This window comes from Brevibacillus sp. HD3.3A (assembly GCF_013284375.2).
GTDB classification, from domain to species: Bacteria; Bacillota; Bacilli; order Brevibacillales; family Brevibacillaceae; genus Brevibacillus; species Brevibacillus parabrevis.
Map to the genome: position 1 here is coordinate 5,775,730 of NZ_CP085874.1, position 24,708 is coordinate 5,800,437.

The 24,708-nt window shown below is 52.1% G+C and carries 20 protein-coding genes and 1 riboswitch; of the genes, 10 read left to right on the forward strand and 10 right to left on the reverse strand.

All coding sequences use genetic code 11. The features are described from left to right. Positions 1-64: 64 nt before the first annotated feature. Complete coding sequence (locus tag HP435_RS27005; RefSeq protein ID WP_122962505.1) at positions 65-1,540, reverse strand: methyl-accepting chemotaxis protein; 1,476 nt, start codon at positions 1,538-1,540, stop codon at positions 65-67. 162 nt (positions 1,541-1,702) lie between these two features. Between HP435_RS27005 and HP435_RS27010 the strand changes: the two genes are divergently transcribed. Continuing rightward, positions 1,703-2,326, forward strand: a complete 624-nt coding sequence (locus HP435_RS27010; protein ID WP_122962504.1) for a DUF3298 and DUF4163 domain-containing protein — start codon at positions 1,703-1,705, stop codon at positions 2,324-2,326. Positions 2,327-2,544: 218 nt separating this feature from the next. Continuing rightward, positions 2,545-2,961, forward strand: coding sequence for a MarR family winged helix-turn-helix transcriptional regulator (locus tag HP435_RS27015; RefSeq protein ID WP_063228891.1), 417 nt, complete (start codon positions 2,545-2,547; stop codon positions 2,959-2,961). 53 nt (positions 2,962-3,014) lie between these two features. Here the strand turns inward: HP435_RS27015 and HP435_RS27020 are convergent, their stop codons facing one another. Beyond that, entirely contained in the window at positions 3,015-4,448 is a 1,434-nt protein-coding gene (locus HP435_RS27020; protein ID WP_173599071.1) for an NAD(P)/FAD-dependent oxidoreductase, read from the reverse strand. A 130-nt stretch (positions 4,449-4,578) separates the two neighbouring features. After that, positions 4,579-4,678, reverse strand: a riboswitch (purine riboswitch). A gap of 283 nt (positions 4,679-4,961) precedes the next feature. Here HP435_RS27020 and HP435_RS27025 point away from each other — a divergent pair. Continuing rightward, the gene (locus HP435_RS27025) at positions 4,962-6,149 is read left to right on the forward strand and encodes an amino acid deaminase/aldolase (protein ID WP_173599072.1); all 1,188 of its coding nucleotides are present in this window, start codon (positions 4,962-4,964) and stop codon (positions 6,147-6,149) included. After that, entirely contained in the window at positions 6,137-7,453 is a 1,317-nt protein-coding gene (locus tag HP435_RS27030; RefSeq protein WP_173599073.1) for a D-arabinono-1,4-lactone oxidase, read from the forward strand. Before HP435_RS27025 ends, HP435_RS27030 begins: the two co-directional genes overlap by 13 nt. 91 nt (positions 7,454-7,544) lie before the next feature. On the opposite strand, the gene HP435_RS27035 is transcribed toward HP435_RS27030, so the two are convergent. Together HP435_RS27035 and HP435_RS27040 are read right to left on the reverse strand one after the other, a co-directional pair. Further along, a complete protein-coding gene (locus HP435_RS27035) occupies positions 7,545-8,954 on the reverse strand; it encodes an amino acid permease (protein ID WP_173599074.1) in 1,410 nt (469 codons plus the stop codon). A 75-nt stretch (positions 8,955-9,029) separates the two neighbouring features. Beyond that, positions 9,030-9,794: a dimethylarginine dimethylaminohydrolase family protein gene (locus HP435_RS27040; RefSeq protein WP_063228884.1), complete on the reverse strand. Its 765-nt coding sequence runs from the start codon at positions 9,792-9,794 to the stop codon at positions 9,030-9,032. A 288-nt stretch (positions 9,795-10,082) separates the two neighbouring features. On the opposite strand from HP435_RS27040, the gene HP435_RS27045 reads away from it, so the two are divergent. Together HP435_RS27045 and HP435_RS27050 are read left to right on the forward strand one after the other, a co-directional pair. After that, positions 10,083-10,823: an IclR family transcriptional regulator gene (locus tag HP435_RS27045; protein ID WP_173599075.1), complete on the forward strand. Its 741-nt coding sequence runs from the start codon at positions 10,083-10,085 to the stop codon at positions 10,821-10,823. A 58-nt stretch (positions 10,824-10,881) separates the two neighbouring features. Continuing rightward, entirely contained in the window at positions 10,882-12,516 is a 1,635-nt protein-coding gene (locus HP435_RS27050; RefSeq protein WP_122962498.1) for a M20/M25/M40 family metallo-hydrolase, read from the forward strand. A gap of 91 nt (positions 12,517-12,607) precedes the next feature. On the opposite strand, the gene HP435_RS27055 is transcribed toward HP435_RS27050, so the two are convergent. Then, positions 12,608-13,752, reverse strand: a protein-coding gene (locus HP435_RS27055) for an IS3 family transposase (protein WP_122966905.1) whose coding sequence is annotated in 2 segments (ribosomal slippage) — positions 12,608-13,479 and positions 13,479-13,752 — 1,146 coding nt in all. Because the reading frame shifts where the segments join, the coding sequence is not laid out codon by codon here. Positions 13,753-13,960: 208 nt separating this feature from the next. On the opposite strand from HP435_RS27055, the gene HP435_RS27060 reads away from it, so the two are divergent. The 3 genes from HP435_RS27060 (at position 13,961) to HP435_RS27070 (ending at position 17,125) form a co-directional block, all read left to right on the forward strand. Beyond that, positions 13,961-14,353 carry an OsmC family protein gene (locus HP435_RS27060; RefSeq protein WP_063228878.1) on the forward strand — a complete coding sequence of 131 codons (393 nt, stop codon included), beginning with the start codon at positions 13,961-13,963 and terminating at the stop codon, positions 14,351-14,353. Between the two features lie 42 nt (positions 14,354-14,395). Continuing rightward, positions 14,396-16,021, forward strand: a complete 1,626-nt coding sequence (locus tag HP435_RS27065) for an AraC family transcriptional regulator (protein ID WP_173599538.1) — start codon at positions 14,396-14,398, stop codon at positions 16,019-16,021. 108 nt (positions 16,022-16,129) lie between these two features. Beyond that, positions 16,130-17,125, forward strand: coding sequence for an ABC transporter substrate-binding protein (locus tag HP435_RS27070; RefSeq protein WP_173599539.1), 996 nt, complete (start codon positions 16,130-16,132; stop codon positions 17,123-17,125). A 101-nt stretch (positions 17,126-17,226) separates the two neighbouring features. On the opposite strand, the gene cls is transcribed toward HP435_RS27070, so the two are convergent. Both cls and HP435_RS27080 read right to left on the reverse strand, forming a co-directional pair. Next, positions 17,227-18,675, reverse strand: a complete 1,449-nt coding sequence (gene cls / locus HP435_RS27075; RefSeq protein WP_122962495.1) for a cardiolipin synthase — start codon at positions 18,673-18,675, stop codon at positions 17,227-17,229. Positions 18,676-18,758: 83 nt separating this feature from the next. Next, entirely contained in the window at positions 18,759-19,703 is a 945-nt protein-coding gene (locus tag HP435_RS27080) for an aminopeptidase (RefSeq protein WP_173599540.1), read from the reverse strand. Between the two features lie 314 nt (positions 19,704-20,017). Here HP435_RS27080 and HP435_RS27085 point away from each other — a divergent pair, with 314 nt between their 5' ends. Next, positions 20,018-21,301, forward strand: a complete 1,284-nt coding sequence (locus HP435_RS27085) for a haloacid dehalogenase-like hydrolase (RefSeq protein WP_063228874.1) — start codon at positions 20,018-20,020, stop codon at positions 21,299-21,301. A gap of 116 nt (positions 21,302-21,417) precedes the next feature. Here the strand turns inward: HP435_RS27085 and mdh are convergent, their stop codons facing one another. Genes mdh through HP435_RS27100 form a run of 3 tightly spaced genes read right to left on the reverse strand, consistent with a single transcriptional unit; the run spans position 21,418 to position 24,707 of the window. Continuing rightward, entirely contained in the window at positions 21,418-22,359 is a 942-nt protein-coding gene (gene mdh, locus HP435_RS27090) for a malate dehydrogenase (RefSeq protein ID WP_122962493.1), read from the reverse strand. A 33-nt stretch (positions 22,360-22,392) separates the two neighbouring features. Continuing rightward, positions 22,393-23,325: an ethanolamine ammonia-lyase subunit EutC gene (gene eutC / locus HP435_RS27095; protein WP_173599541.1), complete on the reverse strand. Its 933-nt coding sequence runs from the start codon at positions 23,323-23,325 to the stop codon at positions 22,393-22,395. Between the two features lie 20 nt (positions 23,326-23,345). Continuing rightward, positions 23,346-24,707 (reverse strand): ethanolamine ammonia-lyase subunit EutB, encoded by a 1,362-nt coding sequence (locus tag HP435_RS27100; RefSeq protein WP_122962491.1) that lies wholly within the window; start codon positions 24,705-24,707, stop codon positions 23,346-23,348. Between the last annotated feature and the right edge of the window lies 1 nt (position 24,708).

Genomic DNA, 24,708 nt, shown 5'->3' on the forward strand with positions numbered 1-24,708 from the left:
AACTTATTCTAGCAGAACGCTCTGAAAAAGCAATTGTTTTTTCAGATTGTTTCCGCCAGTTTGTTTATTTCGTTTGAAAGGTTTGCTGGAGTCGATGCGACAGGTTGCTAAGCTCACCCAGCTCTTCGGTAATTTCCCGCACCTTTTGATGCTGATTTTCTGCGGTGGCAAAAAGCTCTTCCAGGTTGGCAACCGATTGTTCGGTGACGGCCGTAATCGTCGACATCTCCATCGCCACTTCGCCTGAACGCATTTTGACCCGGTTCATGCTGGAACCGACATGCTCGGCCGCTTGCAGGAATGCCACCATGCCGGAGCGCACTGCCTCGATCGAAGCCACCGTTTTTACAGCCAGCTCCTGTCCTTTGGCTACAGACGCCTCTCCGTTGCTGATTTGCTGCACAGCGTTCTCGCTCTCCTGATGGAGCGATTTGAGAATTTCCGTAATCTCCTGGGTAGCGGTCGCGCTTTGCTCAGCCAGCTTGCGCACTTCGTCAGCTACTACAGCGAAACCGCGTCCATGCTCGCCAGCCCGCGCTGACTCGATGGCGGCGTTGAGCGCCAAAAGATTCGTTTGCGTAGCAATCTGGTTGATCGCTCCCACGATTTCTTCTACCCGGTTCGCCTGGCGATTGAGCTGGTGAATCGTCGCAGCAGCCACATTGACCGCAGACACGATCTGTTCCATTTGCTGCGAAAGCTCGTTCATCATGCCCACACTGTCTTTCAGGCGCTGGTTGTTTTGATCGGACTCGCTCTTCATCGCATTCGTCTGCGTCGTTACCGCCACGATCTCCTGGTCGATCGACTGCACCTCTTCTTCGATCTTCACAGTCGAATTGGCCTGCGATTCCATGCCAGTCGCAACTTCGCGAAACGCAATCATCATCTCGTCCGTATTGCGTTTCGTTCCTTCGGCATGCTCGTGCACATGCTCTGTCGTGCGGTCAATCTGCCCCGTCATCTGTTGAATATGTACGAGCATTTCTCCCAGACGGCGTTCTTTTTCCTCTGCTTCCTGTCGGGCGATATTCGCCTTGCTGAGAGAAGCTTGTCCAGCCAGACAGAGGTACGTTACAGCCCCCATCATCATGAGGATCGCTACAATCCGCAGCACCAGATTCAGTTCCGTGAAGTCGCCGCTAAAAATTTCGTAGGAGCCTGTATAAAAGCCGACCAGAGTCACAACAATCTGCGCGATTCCCGCCGACACTACCAACTTCCAGTCGAGGTAGGCTGCCAAAAATCCCATGACAATGAATGCGAGAAAAGTTACCTCTGGATAGGTAGTAAAGTGATCGAATGAGATCGCGTAAAACATGAGTCCAATCGCTACCAGGTAACGAATGACATGACTGTCCCTTTTGATGAAGTAAAACGGTGACACAATGAGGGTGACCAGCAATCCGAGGGACGTCACTTTCCAGAAGTTTGCATCGACCTGATAAGCAATCAGTCCCGCCATCCACAGGTGGTTCCATAGGATAAAAATCATAAAGCCTTCTTTGTCCGTCAAGGTGTTACGAACCAATTGAATCATAAGTGCCCCCCTTTTCCTGTTACTTATGTATCGGATTCTTTAACCATTATATCGCGTGCAGATTGACTAATTTGTGAAAAAAGTGAGAACAGCCAAAACGATTGGAGAATAGGCTACTATCATCTCCCCTTATTTTAAGCTATTTGGAAAGGAACTGGAACTGTGGAAGAACAACTCAATCTGTTGCCAGCCACTGTGCTGACGCGGACCATCAACCGTCCAAACACCACGATTTACTACCCGCAGCTGGCAGGACTGGCCAACCAGCAGGCGGAAAAAGACATCAACCGGGCCATTTTGCAAACGGTGCAAGGCTTGATCCACGAGCAGCAACGAGTGCAGGTGCCGGGAAATACACAGATGCAAGGCAGCTTTGAAATCAAGACGAATGAACGCGGCATTTTCAGCGTGACACTCAGCAACTACGCGTACACCCCGCAAATGGCTCACGGAATGACTTTTCTCGGGTCTGTAACAGCCAATACCCAGACAGGCAAGCTCTACACCTTGCGCGATCTGTTCAAGCCGGGCAGCGACTACGTCACGGTCCTGTCGGAAAATATCAAGCGACAAATCAAAGAGCGCGATATTCCTACTTTAGGTAATTTTACCACAATCAAGCCAGATCAGGACTTCTATCTCGCAGACAAATCGCTTGTTATTTATTTCCAATTGTATGAAATCACGCCTTATTACGTCGGGTTTCCGATGTTCCCGATCTCCGTCTACGACTTGCAGTCGATTATAGACGAATCTGGCCCGCTCGGCATTTTGTCCGCCAGTTAAAAGTAGTGAACAACTGAACGCAAAATCGTGTGTGCACAAAGCTGAGCGACGGGGAACGACTGTCATCAGCTTTGTTTTTTGTTCGGAAAAATGCCTTTTTTACATTCGAATAAACATTTACTTATATGTCATTACCTGCTACTATTTTATTTGTACATATTTACTTAAGCAATCAAGCGCATCGTATCGAACCAGTTTTTTCTGGAGGTCTGATATTCATGCAACACTACGGTCACAAGATCGGCCAAACTGCCAGAGTTTTCAGTAAAACCTTGAATGGAATCATGTCGCCCATGGGATTATATAGCTCGCAATGGAGCATCATTCTCTGCCTGCACTATCGCAGCTCGCTGACACAGGTGCAGTTGAGCAATTACTTGAACGTGGAGGCCCCTACCATTACCCGGACATTGACCCGGCTGGAGGAAATGGGCTGGATCATCCGCTCCGAGGGTGACGACAAGCGCGAACGGTACGTCTCGCTCTCGCCAGCCGCTATCGAGCGCTTCCCCGAGTGGCTGCAAGCTGCCCGCGACCTGGAAGACGTCGCCCTGCGCGATTTGGATGAGAGCGAGTTGGCTGTCTTTAATCGGGTGCTGAAAAAGATGACGGAAAACTTGAATACGATTGCATAAAAGGGCCTCTACCTAAACACATCGCTGTTCAGGTAGAAGCCCTTCTTCTTTTATTAGCTCATCCGTTTGACCATGCTGCGCGCCATCCAGACGCCTGCCGCTCCCGCCTGCGCCAAGCCGCGTGTGATTCCCGCGCCGTCGCCACCGCAGAACAATCCTTTGATCTCTGTTTCAAACTCCTCTGTAAGCTTCGGACGAGCCGAGTAAAATTTCGCCTCCACCCCGTAAAACAGCGTGTGCTCCGAGGCGATTCCCGGCGTAACCTTGTCGAGCGCCTCTACCATTTCTATCAAGCTTTTCATCGTGTTGTACGGCAAGACCAGTCCCAGGTCGCCCGGTACCGCTTCCTTCAAGGTCGGCTCCAGGAAGCCTTCCCTGATCCGCGCTTCAGTCGAGCGGCGCGCCCGCAAAATATCGCCGTACTTTTGCACGATGACGCCGCCGTTGGACAAATCGTTTGCCCGTTTGCATATTTCCCGCGCGTATTCATTCGGCTTGTCAAAAGGCTCTGTAAACGTGTGGGATACGAGCAGCGCGAAGTTCGTATTCGGCGAGCCGAGAGCCGGGTCCTTGTAGGAGTGACCATTTGCCGCCATCACCCCGCTGTGGTTTTCCACGACCACGTGCCCGGACGGATTGCTGCAAAACGTGCGAACCCGTGTGCCGACAGACGTGTTGAAAATGAACTTGCCCTCGTACAGATGCTCGTTGATCTCGCGCATCACGACATCTGATGTCTCTACGCGCACCCCGACGTCCACCTGATTGTTGTACATTTTCAGGCGGCGTTTTTTCAAAATGCTGGTCAGCCAGGCGGAACCGTCCCGTCCAGGGCCGATCACGACAAAATCGCTTTCGTATTCTTCCCCGTTTTTCAGGACAACCCCTTTGACCCGATGACCTCCGTCTTCCTTGACCGTCAAAATATCCTCGACCTCTGTCTTGAACATCATGTCGATCCGTTCCTTCAAGTATTCAAAAATCGACTGCAAAATCTCCAGGTTTTGCTCTGTGCCCAAATGGCGAACCTGGGCGCGCAACAGCTTCAGCCCTGCCGCGTATCCGCGCTGTTCAATGCTTTTGATCGTCTCTGTCGTCGGATCGGTAATCGTCTCGGTCGCGCCGTGCTCCAGATTGATTTCGTCTACGTATTTGATCAAGCCGAGCACAGTCGAAGGATTGAGGTAATCCGTCATCCATCCGCCGAACTCCGTCGTAATGTTGAATTTGCCGTCACTGTAAGCGCCTGCTCCACCAAACCCGCTGGTGATCGAACAGGCCGGAAGACAGCCTGCGTAATCCTTTTTCCCGGCAGGAGGCGGGCAGAGCTTGATTTTCTCTTCCAAAATCGGGCAGCGTCTGCTGTAAATATCGTGGCCTTTATCTATGAGCAGCACCTTCGCATTCGGCGCTTTTCGCGTCAGTTCATAGCATGTAAAAATTCCGGCTGGTCCTGCTCCTACTACAATGGCATCGTATTTTTTCATCTGCAATTCCTCCCTGTAAACACGTTTGAATACTTGGTTTTTATCAAGCATGAGTCACTCTTGCGCAGTCTCCCCTGAGTTGTTGTATGGACGACAACACAAAAAATTCCCGGCCGACGAATAAGGTATGTCAAAAAACAACCTCATTCGTAGCCGGGAATTTACGGTTCCCTGTAGAGACCCTCAAACCATATTTTCGAGGATATACGAATTTATTAAGGATTCATCAAGCCAGTTCATCTTGCTAACAACCATATGTATAGTAGCGCATAATCTGAATCAAGTCAATATACGACCATCCATTTATTCGTGTTTACATTTTTTTAACATGAAAACAGCTTGTTTGAAACGGTTACATTCAGCAAAAACCGAACATTATATCCGAACGTTCGTAATTTCCAAGGAACTCCCCCAAAAAAGTTGGAAGGAAACGACATAAAAAGATAGAATATGTAGAATTTTAAGAAATATTTTCGTATTACTACACTCATACAAAAAGGATGGGGCTTGCCCATGCGGGATTATCGTTATTACCAGTCTGCCTTTGCAGGGATTCCAAAGCCATTCGCTTTCGTCGACCTGGACCTTTTGGAGCAAAATGCCGAGCAGATCGCTTTGCAAAGCAATGGAAAGCCGATTCGGATTGCCAGCAAGTCAATCCGCAGTGTCGCCCTTCTCAAGCATCTGTTGCAGTTCGATGACTGCTTTTCCGGGCTTATGTGCTTCTCGGCTCCCGAAGCGCTCCATTTGTGCGCGGCAGGCTTTGACGATTTGCTGCTGGGGTATCCCGTCTGGGAAAAAAGCTGGCTGCTCGCCCTTGGCGAACAGATCAGGCAAGGCCGTACCATCACTTTGATGATCGATTCCGTCTCCCATGTGGAACATCTGGAACAAATCGCCCGCGAGCAAGACGTGATTTTTCCCGTCTGCCTGGATATAGACATGTCGTCCGATATGTTGGGCCTGCATTTCGGCGTTTGGCGCTCTCCTCTGCGTTCTCTGGAGTCGGCCGTTGCGCTTGCTTCCCGCGTTGCTTCCTCCAAGCATCTCCGCCTGGACGGAATCATGGGCTACGAAGCGCAAATTGCAGGCGTCGGCGACCGCTATCCCCGGCGATTTATGAAGAACAGCCTGATTCGACTGCTGAAGCAACGATCGGTAAAGGAGGTGGCACATCGCAGAGCGGAACTGATGAAGGCACTTACGGCAATGGGAATCTCGCTGCGCTTCGTCAACGGCGGAGGGACAGGAAGCTTGCACCATACGGGAAAAGAAGACGCCGTTACAGAACTCACGGCTGGCTCCGGCTTCTTTTCTCCCGGACTTTTTGATTACTATCAAGACTTTCATTTCCAGCCAGCAGCCGGCTTTGCCCTGGAAATCATCCGCAAGCCGACCGAGCATATTTACACTTGCGCAGGCGGCGGCTATATCGCTTCCGGTTCGGCCGGAGCGGACCGATTGCCCAAACCGTATTTGCCGCAAGGTGTCCGGCTCATTTCCAACGAAGGCGCCGGAGAAGTGCAAACCCCCATCCAGTATCGCGGGTTGGAAACATTGGAATTGGGTGACCCCGTCTTCTTTCGCCATGCCAAAGCGGGCGAGCTGTGCGAGCGCTTTTCGCGGCTCTATTGTGTCTCAGGAGGAAACGTTGTTGATGAAGTGACGACATACCGGGGGGATGGACTATGCTCACTGTAAGCAAAAAAACAAACCGCTGGAGCAACTGGACAGGAAACGTTCAGAGCCAGCCGCGGCACATTGCCATGCCGCAATCTTTGGATGAGGTCATCTCCGTCGTCCGCGCCTGCAAAGCTGACGGAACGCGCATCCGCGTCGTTGGTTCCGGGCATTCTTTTACCAGACTCGTGCAGACCGAGGAATGCCTGCTTTCCCTGGATCGCTTGCAAGGAATCGTCCACGTCGACCAAGAGCAGCAAACCGTGGAAGTCTGGGCGGGAACGAAGCTCAAGACGCTTGGCGCGCTGCTCCATCAGGCGGGCTATTCCCAGGAAAATCTCGGCGATATCAACGCCCAGTCCATCGCAGGTGCCGTCAGCACCGGAACGCATGGCACGGGCATTCAATTCGGAAGCGTCTCGACACAAGTCGTCGGATTGACGGTCGTTACCGCATCAGGCGAAGTGCTGGAGGTGTCAGAGCAGTCACATCCCGATCTGTTCAAAGCGATGCAAGTCTCCCTTGGATTGCTCGGCATCATCGTTCGAGTCAAACTTCGCGTCCTGCCTGCTTACCGCCTTCGCTACCAAAGCCATCGCATGCCGCTTGATGAATGCTTGTCTTCCCTCGATACATTCAAGCAATCGCACCGTCATTTCGAATTTTACACCTTCCCGTACTCCGATACCGTCCAGGTCAAATTCATGAATGAAACCTCTGAGCCATCCAGTGCGAATCAGCAATGGAGCTACATGAAAAAAATGGTGGTGGAAAACGGTCTGTTCTGGCTGCTTTCGGAGAGCTGCCGTCTGCGCCCGACACTTACCCAATCCGTGAGCAAGCTGTCGGCGCAAAGCGTCCCGAACGTCAACGAAAGCGGCTATAGCCACGAGCTGTTTGCCACGCCGCGTCTGGTCCGTTTTTACGAGATGGAGTATTGCATTCCCGCCGAGCATATGGGCGAAGCCATCAAGGAAATGCGGCAAGCCATCGAGCAAGAACGCTTTGCCGTGCACTTTCCGCTGGAATGCCGCTACGTGAAACAGGACGATATTTGGCTCAGTCCCGCTTACGAACGAGACAGCGCCTTTATCGCCGTGCACATGTACAAAGGCATGCCATATGAAGCGTACTTTTCGCGCATGGAGCAAATTTTCCGCCGCTTTGGCGGTCGCCCGCATTGGGGAAAAATGCACAACATGACGGCAGAACATCTGCATCAGTTGTACCCGCGCCTGCCCGACTTCCTCGCGATCCGCGCTCAGCTTGATCCTGACGGCATGTTCGTCAATCCGTATTTGTCTGAACTGTTTGGGCTGACCTGAATCTGACCCAAACAACCAGCCATACCTGACACGACACGCAAAAATGCCCCGCCACGGCAACTGGCAGGGGCATTTCATTTTGACCGATCGTCTAGCCTTGGGTCGGAATATCCGGCTTGATTTTCTTGTTGCGGCCATAGCGCAAATAGTAGTAGAGATAGAACAGCGCCAAAGCGCCGATCCCGTAAAACAACCCTACCCGCTGCGTCGGATCAAACGCCGGGAAGATGAGGATGAACGTGCACAAAGCCAGACACAACAGCGGCATCACCGGGTAAAACGGCGCCACGAACTGCAAGTCTTCAAGCTTGCCGCCTTCCTGCAAATATTTCCGGCGGAAGTTGAATTGGGACAGGGCAATGCCCATCCAGGTAAACGTGACCGCGATCCCGGAAACAGACATCAGCAAAACGTACACGGTATCAGCCGCGATCACGCTGGTCAGAAGCGACAAAAGCGAGAAGGCCAGAGTCGCAAGCAAGCTGTTCAGTGGAACGCTCCGCTTGGTCAGCTTGCCGAATGCCGGATGCGCCATCCCGCTGTGCGACAATGCCCAGAGCAAACGGGTAGCTGCGTACAGGCAAGAGTTTCCGACAGATAAAAGCGCTGTCAAAATGACGAAGTTCATAATATCCGCCGCAAACGGAATGCCTACCGAATCGAATACGGTCACGAACGGGCTTTCCAGCAACCCCAGCTCGCTGGATGGGAAAAGAGCGGACAAAATCATGACCGAAGCCACGTAAAACACAAGAATCCGGAAAACGACATTGCGGATGGCCCGCGGGATGTTTTTGTGCGGATTTTCCGTTTCTCCGGCAGCGATCCCGATCAGTTCCGAGCCTTGATACGAAAACACGACGTTCATCATCGTGACGAAGACAATCGCAAACCCGAACGGAAACAGCCCGCCATCCGCGGAAAAGTTGGAGAAGAACGGAGCTTCCCTCCCCTCTATACTGACTATACCGAAAATAGCACCTAGTCCGACAATAATGAAGATAAGAACGGCCAACACTTTGATGCCCGCAAACCAGTATTCCGTTTCCGCGAATCCTTTGGTCGTCAGAGCGTTGAAGGTAAAGAGCAAAAGGATAAAGAGCGCGCACCAAATCCAGATCGGCGTATCCGGGAACCATCGCTGCATGACCATGCCGGCCGCAGTAAACTCCACGCCAGCCGTCGTCGCTGAACCGAGCCAGTACATCCATCCGAGTGTAAAGCCGCTTGCCGGGCCAATGTACTTCGTCGCATACGTTTGAAAAGAACCTGTTACGGGCATTTTCACGGAAAGCTCACCCAGGCAGGTCATCACCAGGTACAGCAGAATGCCCCCGACGACAAACGCGACGAGCGCTCCGCCCGGCCCCGCCTGATTGATCGTATACCCGGCATTCAGAAAAAGCCCCGTTCCGATTACTCCGCCAAGCGACAGCATAAAAAGATGGCGGCTTTTCATCGAGCGTTGCAGTTGTTTGTCCTTGTCATTCCCAGCGTTCATATAATCCCTCTCTTTCCCCAGCTCGTGAGTGGAAAATAGATGTGTAAAAAGTAAGCCGGGAAGGAACTGCCTGCGTTAGAAGCGCAGGGACAGGCAGCTCAATCCTCCATCTTGCTTGCGGAACTCGGACATATCCAGCTCGATTACTTGGTAGCCAGCATCCGTGATCTGTTTTTTCGTGCTGTCGAAGCCTTTTGGAATGATTACATGGTCATTGATGTGGATGCAGTTGGCGGAATACTCCACTTCTTTTTCCACTACCAGATGCTTGTAGTCTTTGAACACTTCGGAGTCGATAAATTCGCCTGCGAGTACGAGCGTGTCGTTACCCAGGTAAGCAATGCCCGTTTTCAGGTGGAAAAACTCCTTCAGCGGAACGATCGTAACCTCATAGCCGTATTTGGAAAGGATTTCCCGGAACTGAATCGCGCCTTCCTCGTTCGTACGCGTGGACAGGCCCACATAGAAATGATTTTCTACCTGCATGACATCTCCGCCGTCAAGGAAGCCCGGAGCCTGAATGTATTCAATCGTGTCATAGAAACGCGGGAGCACTTGTTTCATGTCCTCAATCTCACCGTTGCGGCTGTCCGCGCCAGGGTTGGTGATGACCGCGCACTTTTCGGTCAGAACCGCTGTATCTTCTACGAAAGTGGAATCCGGGAAACGCTCGTCCGCTTCCAAAACGGTCACTTCCAGACCCGCTTGCTTCAGCGCCTCTACATAAGCAGCATGCTGCTCCAAAGCAAGAGCGAAATCCGGCTTGCCCAGATCGGAAGTCGTCAGACCGTTCACGTAGCTCTGCCCCGGTTTTCTTACAATCGCACGAGAAAATTTCATGATAAAATCTCCCTTCTGTTTTGAAATCTCGTCAGTGGAACAAATGTTTCAGCGGCGATGATGCATCGCTTCGTTTTACTGTCGATTATTCCGTATTGTGGAACGACTTCTACAATACAAAATTACACTCCTAATGTAAAATAGTTTTAAATTTTTTGTCAATGAATTTTTGTCTGCATGAAATGATGTTGATTCGTCCGAATAATTCTGATAGATTGATCTCATAAAAAGCTGGCGAAGCATCTGACAAATCGTCATTCGCAAAATGAAAGCCAGGAGGGAAACAACTTGGTACAATCGATTGACCGGGCGATGAGCATCATTTTGGTCCTGACATCTGACGAAAGCAAGACGCACTGGTCTATCTCAGAAATCGCAGAGAAGACATCTCTCCCCATCAGTACAGTCCACCGCCTGATCAGCAGTCTCATGAAGTACGGGCTGATTCAGCAGATCCCGGAAACCAAGCAGTACAAGCTTGGCATCACCTGGATGGAAATCGGTCTGCGCATCCTGGACAAAATCGACATGCGGGCAGTCTCCCGAACCGTTATGGAGCAGTTGGCGGCAGATGTGCGCGAGTCGGTCTACCTGAATATTCCGGATGGGCATGACGCCATCGTGCTTGAACGGGTGGAAAGCTCCATGACTGTCAGAAGCATCGACAATCTGGGAGAGCGCATCCCGCTGCACATCGGCGCGGCCAACAAAACGATTTTGGCGAACATGGAGCCTCGGGAAGCGGAACGAACCGTCATGGCACTGATTCCTGATCCTGAGCAGCAGCGTGAATTTATGAAGCAGCTCCCCGCCATCCGCGAAAATGGTTACGCTGTCAGCTACGGGGAGAAAACGGAAGGAACCGCCTCCATCGCCGCGCCCATCATCGGCTATAACCAGCGAGTGGTCGGCGCCCTGAGCATCGGTGTTCCCACTTATCGGATCACAGAGGAGCTATTGGCTACCTTGATCGATCGCGCCAAGCAAAGCGCCAAGGAAATTTCCAAAAGAATCGGAGCAACTCCGTAATTTTTTTGCCCACTAAACGGAAATGGTTTTCACTATACGGAAAACGGAGGCATACCCCATGCAAAAATGGCAAACAAAAGAGCAACTCGTCGATCTTCTGTGCAATTTGGTGAACATCCCGAGCATTACCGGATCGCCTGCTGAGAAAGAATTGCCTGGCTACATCGTCGAGCAGCTGCGTTTATTGCCTTACTACCAGGCGAATCCCGACCACGTTCAGGCCAATCCGACCGAGGATGGACGTCATTTTGTCACGGCGCTCGTCAAAAAACCGGGCGTTCGCGACACCGTCATTTTGGTAAGCCACTTCGATGTAGTCGATGTGGAGGATTACGGCGGCTGGATGAAGCATGCCTTTGATCCGAAGACGCTCACTCCGCTGTTTCAGCAAAACCAGGCGGACATGCCTGCCGATGTGCAGCAAGACTTGCGTTCCGGCAACTGGCTGTTCGGACGCGGGACGATGGACATGAAATGCGGCTTGACCCTGCACATGTCCATGATCGAGCAAGCTTGCGCGGGCGAGTTTGACGGCAACATCCTCTTGCTGACGGTTCCGGACGAAGAAGTAAACTCCGTCGGCATGCGGGCAGCTGTTCCTCGTCTTTTGGAAATTGCCCAACAGTTTGATTTGCACTACACGACCGTGCTTAACTCCGAGCCGATGTTCACCCGCTATCCGGGCGACCAGAACACCTACGTGTACACAGGCTCCATCGGAAAGGTCCTGCCAGGCTTCCTCTGCTACGGAAAAGAAACGCATGTAGGCGAGCCTTTTGCCGGGTTGAACGGGAACTACATGGCATCGCAAATTACGTGCGAGCTGGAGCTGAACACTTCTTTTTGCGAAGTCGTGGACGGCGAAGCTTCTCCGCCGCCTACCAACCTGATCCAGAAAGATTTGAAAAAAGAATACTCGGTGCAAATCCCGCATCGTGCCGTGACGCTCTTCAACCTGTTCCTGCTGGAAAAACAAATGGAGGAAGTCGTGGAGCCGCTGCTTGGCGCAGCCCGCAATGTAGCGGAACGCATCCGCGAAAACTACCTTCGCCACGCCAGCCAGTTCGCCAATTTCGCTCCGTTCAGCCCGCGCGACCTGACGATCTCTGTGATGACCTATGAGGAGCTGTACGCCTACGCCTTGAAAACGCACGGAGAAGACAAGCTGCGCCAGCTGGAGGCAGATGTCATCGCTAACCGCCAAGACAAGGACGACCGCGACACGACAATCGAGCTGGTCGATCAGCTGGCGATTTTGTGCAAAGAGCTGTCCCCGATGATGATTTTGTTCTTTGCCCCACCTTTCTACCCGGCCGTCAGCTCGCGCAACCATCCGTTGATCCAGCAAACGGTCGCAGAGATGGAAGCATACGCGCGCGAACAGCATCAAGTGACCTTGCTCAAGCAAAACTACTTCGGCGGAATCTCCGACCTCAGCTACGTCGGCCTGCAATACCCGGCCGCGTCGATGCAGCCGCTGGTCGCCAACATGCCGCTGTGGGACAACGGCTACTCGATTCCGCTCCAGGAGCTGGAAGCCTTCGACGTCCCTGTCATGAACCTCGGCCCCGTCGGCCGCGACGCGCACCAATGGACGGAGCGCCTGGACGTTGATTATGCGTTTGATACATTGAAAGACATGCTGCCGAAATGCATTCAGTCCTTGTTGCGGAATGGGCGGGCAAGCGAGTAACTAACACATCAATAGAAAAAAGGCTCTTACGGCGAGGCATGAAGGGGACTGACCCCCGTCCGTAGGACAGGGATCAAAACACCTTAGCTATTTAAGCAGCCAGTTGCCGAAATTGAATCGGTGACTGGTTGTTTAGTTTCGTTTGAATGCGAATTGAGTTATAGTAATGAATGTAGCTTTGGATAATCTGTACAACGATGGCCGTCGTCGTACAGATAAAATTATCGAGATAGAACGTTTCAGACTTTAGTGTGGAATGAAACGACTCGATGGGGGCATTATCAGCGGGCGTACCCTTACGGGACATGCTCATGGTAATGCCTTTTCCCTTAACTGCTGCTTGATACGCCTGAGACGTATACACGCTGCCCTGATCGCTATGTAGCATCATTCCAGGTTGGTCTGGCAGTTGATATAGCGTATCGAGGACAAGCGATGTGTCTTGTTTGTCAGAAATACTGTATGCCACAATCTCACCGTTGTACAAGTCCATGATGCTCGATAAATATAAAAGTTTACTTCCGTAAGGTAAATAAGTAATGTCGGTCACTAATTTCTGCATGGGGGTACTTGCTTGAAATTGTCGCAGCAGGAGATGATCTGCTACATAAGAAGGTTGTCCTGTTGTCTTTCGTTTCTTCATCCTCACTCGGCATTGTAGTTGTTCACGCTGCATGATACGTTGTATTCGTTTATGATTAATTGACATCTCAGCTCGCATCAGTGCTGTAATCTTTCTGTACCCATAACGGAACTTATGTTGAATACAGAGTTGCCGAATCTTTTCCACAACTAAATCCTCGTTTCTTTTCGCGTATGCAGCTTTCCAACGGTAGTAGGTAGAACGAGGGATACCAAGCCACGCGCAAGCTTGGCTCACGCTTACTTGCCCACGAATGGACTCCATCCAAGGAACGATTACTTCTGGTGACACCTCCTTTCCCACTCCTCTAACTTTTTTAGAACGTCCAGTTGTTGTTTAAGAAAACGATTCTCTGCTTTGACTTGTTCCAGTTCAGAATCGTACATCGGCCCTTTTCCATAACTATATTGCTTTCCTACAGGCTGTTGAAGACGATGAATGTCTCCGCTCTGATACCAGCGCATCCACTGTTGAATTTGGGTCTTATTTTTAATATTTAGTTCCTGCATGATCTGCTTTTTGGTGACACCTGCAAGACGCATTTCAATTGCTTTCATTTTAATTTCTACGGGATAACTAACTCTAGTTGCCAACGCAAAAACACCTCCAAGGTTGTCCCCATATCTTACGACATGGTCAGGTTCTCTTGAAGGTGTTTTGATTTGTCTCACATTACGGGGTCAGTCCCAAGCATGGCTGTCGCGTAAGGGCCTTTGTTTTTTATTGGAAAATGCTTTTTTCTGCCTACCTCCCCACTTTTTCTTTATAATGAAGAAAAGCTATCGCAAAGGAGAGCGGGACATGAATTTTGAAGCAAAAGAAAAAGGGTTCGTCACCCATTTATCATATGGCGATCTGCACGTCTCTGGCGATGAGGCGTACGGCTTTCGCCCTTACCAGCTGCTCGTTTCTTCCATTGCCGTTTGCAGTGGCGGCGTCCTGCGCAAAGTGTTGGACAAAATGCGCATGCCTTGCACAGATATGCAAATCACAGCAGATGTCACGCGCAATGAAGCAGAAGCAAACCGCGTTGAAAAAATTCACCTTCACTTCATCATTACCGGAGAAAACTTGAAGGCAGAAAAAGTGCAAAAGGCCGTCGATGCCGCCAGCAAAAACTGCCCGATGGTACAGTCAGTAAAAGGCAGCATCGTCGTCACCGAGTCATTCGAACTTGTGCCACTTGTACCGTAATCCGCTAACTCCAAGCTATTCCATTTGAAATGAGAGGTCATCATGGGCGACAACCACGCAGAGACGACAACCTTTTTCCTCTTGAAAAGCATCCGGCAAATCGCTTTGCCTCCGAATCAAGCATGGTCGCTTCCCGGCTGCCCGGAACACGCCTTGCTCATGATTACGGAAGGCAGCGGATATTGGCAGGGCGACGACACCGCTAGTGCCCCGCCCCTGTCTTCCGGGAGTGTACGATTTTTCGCACCGGAAGCTGCCGATTCCATCGTAGCTGGGCGTGGTGCTTCCCTGTCTTTTTTCGCCCTCTTTTTTGACGCGCTGCAACAAGACATGAGGCAACATAACAGCTATGCACCGGATGGCCTGTGGCACCCTCCGGCCGACAGCTATCACGTCCAGTCTCTGCACGTCTGCCTGGAGCTGGCCCGCGCCTTGCTTGCCGACCATGAGCACAAGCACGAGGTAGCGAATCCACTGGATATGTTGCAAAATCAGATTCGTTTTCAGCAGCTGTTGCTCACGATCTGGGAGGCCCCTGCCGCGCAAGCAGTCGTGGAATCGTCGCACCCCATCGACCAGACCCTCTCCTACATCCATGAACATTACGCACAATCGCTCTCGCTGGCTGATCTGGCCAACAAGGCCGGGCTTACGCCTCGCTACTACACGGAGCTATTCAAAAAGAACGTAGGAAAAAGCCCGATTGAATACTTGACCGGGTATCGGATGGATCAGGCAAAAAAGCTGTTGTGGGACTCGAAAAAGCGTTTGCGTGAGGTAGCGCAGCTTGTCGGATACGAGGATGAATTTTACTTCAGCAGACGGTTCAAGCAGCAGGTTGGCGTCTCTCCGACTGTCTTTGTCAAAATGAGTCAGCGGCAAATCGCCCCTGTCACTTTCCAGTACACCGAGTATTTGATGGCTCTCGGCATCAAGCCTGTGGGGGCGCAGGAAGACCAAGTCTCTCACATGCGGGAACAGCTCCGGCTACAAGAGGCGTCAGATATCATTTCGCTGTCCAAAGCTTGCCCGGATTTGATCAAGCCACTGCAGCCGTCCTTTATTTTGACCGATTATCCAAAAGATTGTGCGGCCTTCTCCTCGATTGCCCCTACGTGCGCACTGTCCTGGACGGATGACGACGTCTTTGGTCATTTGCAGCAAATTGCCGACCTGTTCGGACAAAAAGACAAAGCGCTGCTCTGGTTCAAGCAGCATGAGCAAAAAGTGCAGAAAACGAAGCGGTACGTGGACGCACGCATCGGCAAAGAGGAGACGGTGTCGATCCTGAATGTCCGTCCGGCGCACACCTTTGCTTACGGCGTTCGCAATCTCGGGCACGTCTTGTACAAATCGCTGAAGCTGGCGCCACCCCCGATCATTCAAGACAACATCAAGCGCGATCCGAATTTTTGGGCCGTTCCCGTACAGGAACATCAACTGAACGCTTACGCTGCCGATTGGCTGTTCGTCCACATTTTTGACGACGACCTGTCGCGCGCTCATTTTCAAGCCCTGACCCAGCGCAAAGAGTGGCAAAGCATTCCTGCCGTACAAAAAGGACAAGTCGTGCTGCTTGGCCCCGTCTGGTTCGCGTATGATCCCCTGTCGCTTGACGCCCAATTGGACGAAGCGATTCAGCTGTTGGAGCAGCAGAAAACTTCCTGACCGCCGGATTGTCCAAAGAAAACCGGAATATCCTCCATGGATGAGTCAAACGGTTCACGGTAAGATGAAGCTTGTTGTTGAGAATCATTTTCATTCAGGAGGGTATTCATGAAACGATCTCGCATACAAGCGTGTCTGTCCGGCATTATGCTCTTTGCCCTGCTTCTTTTGACAGCATGCTCCCAAACGGCTCCAAGCCAGTCCGAGCAGCAAACCGCTTCACCAGCACCTGCTTCTGAGCCTGCCAAAAAAGAGACGCGTGTCATCAAGCACGCAAAAGGCGAAGCAACGATTCCAGTCAAGCCAGAGCGCGTCATTGCCTTGCAATACTTGAGCAATATGCTCGTCCTCGGTATAAAACCGATTGGCGCGGTGCAAGGTCACATGGAAGGGGCTGACATGGCCCCGTTCGTAAAAGGCATCGAAGTGGTAGGCGATTACGATTCCTACAATCTCGAAAAAATCTTGGAGATGCAGCCCGATCTGATTGTGACCGACACTGAGGTAGAGCAGCAAGTTTTTGAGAAGCTGCAAAAAATCGCTCCTGTAGTCGCAATCGATTTCGATAAAACCGACTTCATCGGCCACACGAAGCAAGTTGCTGACGTCCTCGGAAGACAAAAAGAGGGCGAAGAGTGGATCGCCAAGCATAACGCCAAAGTCGAAGAAGCCCGCAAGCTGGTGCAGGCCAAAATCGGCAAGAACGAAACAGTCGCAGCCTTGAACGTCCGCGCAAAAGTAATCAAAATGTACGGCGCGCGCAATATGGGGCACGTCCTGTACAACTCGCTCCAACTGACGCCGCCCGCTCCGATCAAGGCCGAGCTGGACAAAGACCCTAACTTCTGGTCCAAAGACATTTCCATGGAGCTGCTGCCAGAGTATGCGGCCGACCATATTTTCCTGATGCTGTTCCCAGGCGAAGATGCCGCTTCCTACTTGAAAGAAATCGAAAGCAGCAACCTGTGGAAAAACCTCCCGGCTGTGAAAAACAATCATGTGTATATCGTCGATGTAGACAGATGGCTTGGCTACGATCCGATTTTGATTGAAAAACAGCTGGATGAAGCTGTGGAATATTTGACAGGCGCGAAAAAGCCTTAAAGTACCTCGCTGAACTGGGTGTGACGCCCGGGACGCGCCAAAAACGAAAGGACCCCCAACCCGTGATAAAGATTCACAGGGCCGACGGGTCCTTTTTCTTGTTATAAAATCGGTGACAACAGCCGTGTCAATGATTCCTGCATCCGCGAACGGAGCGGACGGTTCAAATACTCTTCCATCGTCATTTCCCGGCAATCCTCCAGATCAGCCTCGAACAGCTCCTCCAGCTGCTTGGCCATCTGCGAATCGTACAGGAACACGTTCGTCTCAAAATTCAGCTTGAAGCTGCGAATATCCACATTCGCTGTCCCTACAGAAGAAAGCTGCGTGTCCACCACCATCGTCTTGGCGTGCATGAAGCCTTTTTCATACAAATAGCAGCGGACACCGCTTTTCAACAGCTCCCCCAAATAAGAGTGGGTCGCCCAGAAAACCATCAGGTGGTCGGGCCTGCCCGGCACCATCACGCGCACGTCCACTCCTGACATCGCCGCCATCTTCAGCGCTGTCAGCATGCTGTCGTCCGGAATGAAGTACGGTGTTTGCAAGTAAATCTTTTTCCGCGCCTTGTAGATCATTTTCAGAAACGCGTGCTTGATTTGCTGTTTCTCCGAATTTGGCCCGCTGGACACGATCTGGCAACCAATCGTCCCTTGTGGCTCATTCATTTCCGGGAAATAGGCAAACGACTCCTGTATTCGCTTGGGAGCGGACAAATTCCAGTCCAGGAAAAAGCGGGCCTGAAGCATGTAGACGGCTTTCCCCTCGATTAGCAGGTGGGTGTCCCGCCAATACCCCAGCTTTTTGTCCTTGCCCAAATATTCATCCCCGATGTTGAAGCCGCCGATATAGCCGCTTTTCCCGTCGATGATCGTCAGCTTGCGGTGATTGCGGAAGTTGACCCGGAAATTAAGGAACGGGATCGACGAAGGGAAAAAGGAGACGACCTCCCCGCCCGCTTCCACCAGCGGCCGGAAAAACCGCGAAGGGACGCCTGCCGACCCTACCGCATCGTACAGCAGCCTGACTTCTACGCCTTCGCGCGCTTTCTTCGTCAGCAGCTGCACGAGCTGTGTTCCGAGTTCATCATCATTGAAAATATAATAGAGCAAATGAACGTGCTCTTTTGCCTCTGCGATCTGCTTGAACATAAGGTCGAACAAGCTGTGCCCTTCGGCAAACACCTGAATGGCGTTATCCTGCGTATAGTAAGCACCGTCGCTCACCACGTTCATGAAAATCATGTCCCGATGCCGTTCCATCGCCAGATCGTTCACTTGCAGCTCGCCTTGTTCCAGAAGCTTTTTCTGCTTGTCGACAGCCGCCCGAAAATGCGAGAACTCTCCCTGGCGGAGCCGATACAGCTTTTTCTTGCTCAGTCTTTGCCCAAAAATCAAATAGAAGAGAAACCCGATACCCGGCAAAAACAGGAGAACCATCAGCCAAGCCCAGGTAGCCGCAATGTTGCGCCTCTCCATGAAGATGAGAACAGCGGCCAAAACCAGGTTCCCTGCCGTAATGACCGCCACAATTTGCTCCAGCAACAACATCACATCACATCCGCCTCAAAGGATATGCTCCCATCATACACCATTTGTGATCGGGATTCATCCTGGCTCCCGGGTCAAGTCGGCTACTGTCCCAAAAGCTTCCCGCTTTTCATGATGCATGTGTCGTCCAAATACACATCCGGGTCTTTGACCACCAGATCGATATGCACTCCCGCCACAATTGTGCCGCCGAATGTGTTGTTGCTGCCAAACGCAACGTGAATCGTTCCGTACACTTTTTCGTCTTCCAGCACGACTCCCGTAATTCGTGCCTTGTCGTTCGTTCCTATCCCAAATTCGCCGAGCAGACGGCCGTCTTGATCGCCCAAAATTTGCAGCAGTCGCTCAGCCGATGCGCCTTCTGCCTGCGTGATCCGCCCTTTTTCAATCGTCAACAAAAGGGGCGAGTCGATTTTGCCAATCCCGGCGATCGAGCCGTCCACGAGGATTTGTCCCTCTGCCGTTCCTTCCAGCGGTGCCACATACGCTTCTCCGGAAGGCAGGTTGCCCGATTCACCCGGATTGACATACATGCCTGTGCTCGGCACGCCATTGCGTCCGGCTATGGAAAAAGTGAGCGATTTTCCTGCCTTTTCAATCCGCACGCTGCTGGCTGCGGTCAGCAGCTCGGTCACTTTTTCCGTCAGCACTTTCACTTGCGCATAGTCGGCAGAAATCGCCCCTTCGAGGAACATGTCTGCGGTGATGCCTGGCATGGTGGCAAGTCTCGTCCCGTTTGCCGCTGCTTCTTTGCGCGCTTTGGTGTGCGTCAAGGAATGCTCGGTCACACACACGACCACGTCGGCACTCTTCATCGCCGCTGCTACCGCCACAGGCGGCTCCTGCCCGGACTTTTCACGCTCTGTCATCACCATCAGCACCGACTCTGCTCCAAGCTGCTTGCCGGCTTCCCATAGCGCCTCGCCAAGCTCCCGCTTCGGTTCGTCCGCGACTACCAGAAAAGACTCGTTTGCTTTTAACGCCATGCAATTGGTCAAAATGCCCTTGCTCGTCTCGATCAGCTTCACCGTTCATCATCCTTTTCCTGACATCTCTTTATTCATTATGTCCATCACGAACCTGCAAACCTTTTTGACTTCGCGTTCTTTTCCACCCACTCCTGCCTGGCAGACAACTGGCGAAATTTTCTTGATTTTTTGGCTGAATTTAGTATGATGGATGTACAAATAAAAACGCAAAAGACAATGGGGTCTTTTTCTGCGCTTGCGTCAAGCGCCGGGAAGGGCCCTGTTTTTTTGCCTTTGGTTCACTTCCCGAAAAAATGATAGCGTTTTCATTTGACAAATCGACGAAACTACAGAAAGAAGAGGGGATGACAACTATGTCTCACACACTGGCAAAACGCAGCTTTTGGTGGCTGACACTGCTGATGATCGCTGTTCTGCTCGCGACTACTGTGTCCGCACAGGCTGCCACACCAGCCGCGCAAGCGCTCGACAAGGGGAAATGGGCGCCTGCAACTTATCAGGCTGTCAACGCATTGATTGAGAAAAACGGCATGCAAAATCCTGCCTACAACGCTGCAAAAAAACCGTACGCAGTCTTTGACTGGGACAATACAAGCATCATGCACGACACAGAGGAAGCTCTCTTCGTCTACCAGATCAACCACCTCGCCTACAAAATGACGCCGGAACAATTCGGCAAGGTCATCCGCACCAATGTGCCAGAAGGACCTTTTTCCGATTCGTACAAAAACGTGGACGGCAAGCAAGTGACGCTCGACGCGATCGCAAGCGATCTGGTTGCCGACTACACGTACCTGTACCAAAATTACAAAGGCTTTAAAGGAACGAAGACATTGGAGGAAGTGAAAGCAACGGAGCAATTCGCTGACTTCAAGACAAAGCTGTTTTTCCTGTACGAAGCGATCAACGATACACACAGCAACTCCGTCGGCTATCCATGGGTGCTCTACCTGTTCACCAACATGACGATCGACGAAGTTCATCAGCTTGCCGAGACTTCCAATGACGTCAGTCTGGGCATGGCGATTGAAAAAGTGACCTGGACAAGCCCGAAAGCATTGGCTGGCAAAGCTGGCGTGGTCACCGCTTCTCACACAACAGGACTGCGCCTGACTTCGGAAGTGGCAAACCTGATGAACACTCTGCGCGCCAACGGTATCGACGTGTACGTCGTATCGGCATCGCTTGAGGACGTTGTCCGCGTATTTGCCACTCTGCCAAAATACGGATACAACCTGCCAACTGAAAACATTATCGGTATGCGCTTGAAGACAGAGAATGGCCTGATCACGAACGTGTACCAGCCAAACTATCCAATTACTGTCGGTCACGGCAAAACAGAAGTCATCCAAAGCGTACTCGCGAAAAAGTACGGCTACGGCCCAATCCTGATCGCAGGCGACAGCAACGGCGATTTTGAAATGATGACCGAGCTGGACAGCGTACAACTGTCACTGGTCGTAAACCGCGTCAAAGGCGGCAAAATCGGTCAGCAAGCAGCGAAAGCAGCCGAACAGCTTGGAAAAGCCAATCCAACAGTTGTACTGCAAGGCCGTGACGAAAACACAGGCATGTGGATTCCGAGCGAAACTACGATCAAGCTGGGAGAAAAAGAGCCAAAACTGATCAGCAAATAAGAACCGAAAGCGCGAAAAACCGCCCTGCCAGTAGGGGCGGCTTTTCTTTGCATTCCCACGAAAAAAGCCCCGCCAAATCCGGATGGCAGGGCTTCCTTCTTCTTTAGCACGCGCGCTTACTGCACAGCTACTTTCATAACCGCGCGAACAGAGTCAGCCGATTTGTCCAGTGCCGCCTTCTCGGAGGCAGTCAAATCCAGCTCGATGACTTTTTCGATGCCGTTTCCACCCAGGAGAGTAGGCACGCCCAGGTACAGGTCGTGGTAGCCGTACTCGCCTTCCAGATATGCGATGGATGGCAAAATGCGCTTCTTGTCTTTCAGGATCGCTTCTGCCATTTCCACCAGGGCAGCGGCAGGCGCGTAGTAGGCGGAGCCGTTTCCGAGCAGGGCGACGATCTCACCGCCGCCTTTGCGCGTGCGCTCGACGATGGCATCGAGGCGATTTTGCGGGATCAATTTGTCCAGCGGGATGCCGCCAGCGTAAGAGTAACGCAAGAGCGGAACCATGTCGTCACCGTGTCCGCCCAGTACGAAGCCTGTGACGTCTTCTACAGAAACGTTCAGCTCCATGGCCACGAAGGTGCGGAAACGGGCGGTGTCGAGTACACCGGATTGACCGATGACGCGGTGTTTCGGGAAGCCGGACGTTTTGAAGAACGTGTACGTCATCGCATCAACCGGGTTGGACAAGATGAGTACGATGGAGTTCGGCGCGTAAATTTTCACTTGCTCCGCTACAGAACGCATGATGGCAGCGTTTGTTGCCACCAGGTCGTCGCGGGACATGCCCGGCTTGCGGGCAATCCCTGCGGTGATGATGACGATATCGGAGCCTTGAATGTCTTTGTAATCGGATGTGCCTGTGATTGAGGAATCAAAACCGAGAACCGGCGAAGATTCCATCATATCCAGCGCTTTTCCTTTGGTCGGATTCTCCAGCTGCGGGATATCCACCAACACGATGTCAGCCAACTCTTTTTGCGCCATGATGAACGCAGTGGTCGCTCCGGTAAAGCCGCTTCCGATGACGGCTACTTTTTTTCTGCGGAATGTCATGGTAGTTCCTCCTCGGGTCATTTTCCACGTATCTTACAAGACCAGCTTCACACCGCTTGCTTTTTGCTCCAGCATTTTGGAGAGAATCGTGCCGATATGTGCTCCCGCCTCAACGGGCGATGTGCCTTGACGGTGAATGTTGGAGATAACGGTACGCTCGGACTCTACCATCCCTTTGCGCGGACGATAGCACATGTAGGCACTCATCGAGTGCGCCGTGACCAGACCGGGACGTTCGCCGATCAACATGACCAATACTTCCGGCTCCAAAACTTCGCCGATATGGTCCATGCTTGCTACGCGGCCGCCTTTGACAAAGAACGGTGTGCCGCAGCTAAGCCCGTAGCTTTTCAAAGAGTCCAGCAAGGACGGCAGCACATCTTTCAGGTTGGCGTCCACCGCGCTGGCGCTCAGACCGTCAGACACGACGATTTGCACCTGCGGTTTCTTTTGGCAACGCTCTTGCAGCAGGCGTACTCCCTCATCTGTGAGAATGCGTCCCATGTCCGGGCGTTTCAAATAGTTCTCGGTGTTGTCGTACTGCGTTTCCACTGTGAACAGGGAGAATTGGTCGAGCACTTCCTGGCGGACTTCGCCGTATACGGCATCAACGGCTGCCGCGTGATCGCGACGCAATTGCAGCATCGTTTTGGTCAATGGTCGGACGCCTGTACGCCATACGCCAATCCGGGCTGGCGTACTTGTCAACAGCTCATCGAGTCCTTCTTTCCATTGCGGATTCGGGATTTGTGCCGTTCTCTCCGGCTCCTCCGATACGTCGGACTGGAAAGCTGCTGCCCCATTCACTTCCACGCTTGGCTGTGCGCCTGGTTGCATGCTTGCTTCAACCACTTCATCCACGGCCTGTTCCACCGCTTGCGCAGGAGCTTTTTCTCCCAGCTCAGACAGTTTCTTTTGCAGTTCTGCCACTACTTTGTCTACTAAAAAATCCAATTGTTGTTCCATCCGTCATACACCCCCTCTTCTTACATGAAGATTGTCGGATCGCCCGCTCTTGCCGTCAGCTTGCCGTTTTCCATGATCCCCATTTTCTCCAGCCATTTTTCAAAGGCAGGCGCCGGGCGCAGGCCGAGAACTTCGCGGAACGCAGCGATATCGTGGAAGCTGGTCGATTGATAGTTCAGCATGACGTCGTCCGCCATGGCTACCCCGATGACAAAGTTGACCCCTGCCGCCGAGAGCAAAATACCCAAGTTGTCCATATCGTTCTGGTCAACCTTCATATGGTTCGTATAGCATACGTCACAACCCATTGGCAGCCCGTGCAGCTTGCCCATGTAATGGTCTTCCAAACCTGCCCGGATGACCTGGCGGCTGTCGTACAAATATTCCGGTCCGATGAAGCCGACAACCGTATTGACGATAAACGGGTTGTACTTGCGAGCCAATCCGTAGCAGCGGGATTCCATCGTCACCTGGTCGATGCCGAAGTGCGCCTCGGAAGAAAGCTCGGAGCCTTGCCCCGTCTCGAAATACCAGAAGTTCGGCCCGTAGGACGTACCTTCTTTGCGCATCAGCTCATCTGCTTCGTCCAGCAGTTTGACGTCGATACCGAAAGCATTGTTGCCTTTTTCGCTGCCTGCGAGTGATTGGAAAATCAGGTCGGCAGGCGCACCTTGACGGATTGCCCGCATTTGGGTAGTGACGTGCGCCAGAACACAGTTTTGCGTCGGAATCTCCCACTTGTTCATCACTTCTTTGGTCATCGTGAGAATATCTTTGACGCTGTCTGCCGTATCGATAACCGGGTTGATCCCGATAACCGCGTCGCCAATTCCGTAGCTAAGCCCCTCGTACAGCGCTGCCTTGATCCCTTGCACGTTGTCCGACGGATGGTTTGGCTGTACCCGTGCGGCCAGTACGCCTGGCTGGCCAATCGCTGTGTTGCAGTGGGTCACATTGCGAATTTTCGCCGCCGCTGTGATCAGGTCGAGGTTGCTCATCAGCTTTGCTGTTGCGGCGATCATTTCACTGGACAAGCCGCGGCTGATCCGCTTGATGTCGTTCTCGCCCGCATTGTGGCTCAAAATGTACTCGCGCAACTCGGCAACGCTCCAGTTTTTGATCTCGTTGTAAATTTTCTCGTTAATCCCCTCTTCAATGACACGAGAGACCTCGTCTTCCTCTGGAGGAAGCATGGGGTTGTTGCGGATGTCGGCCAAAGTCAAGTCAGCCAAAACCTGCTTGGCAGCTACGCGTTCCCGTGAATCGGAAGCAGCGATCCCAGCCAGCTGGTCTCCTGATTTGTCTTCGTTTGCCTTCGCGAAAATTTCTTTCAAATCGCGAAATTGATAGGTCTGTCCAAGCACAGTCGTTTTCGTGTTCATT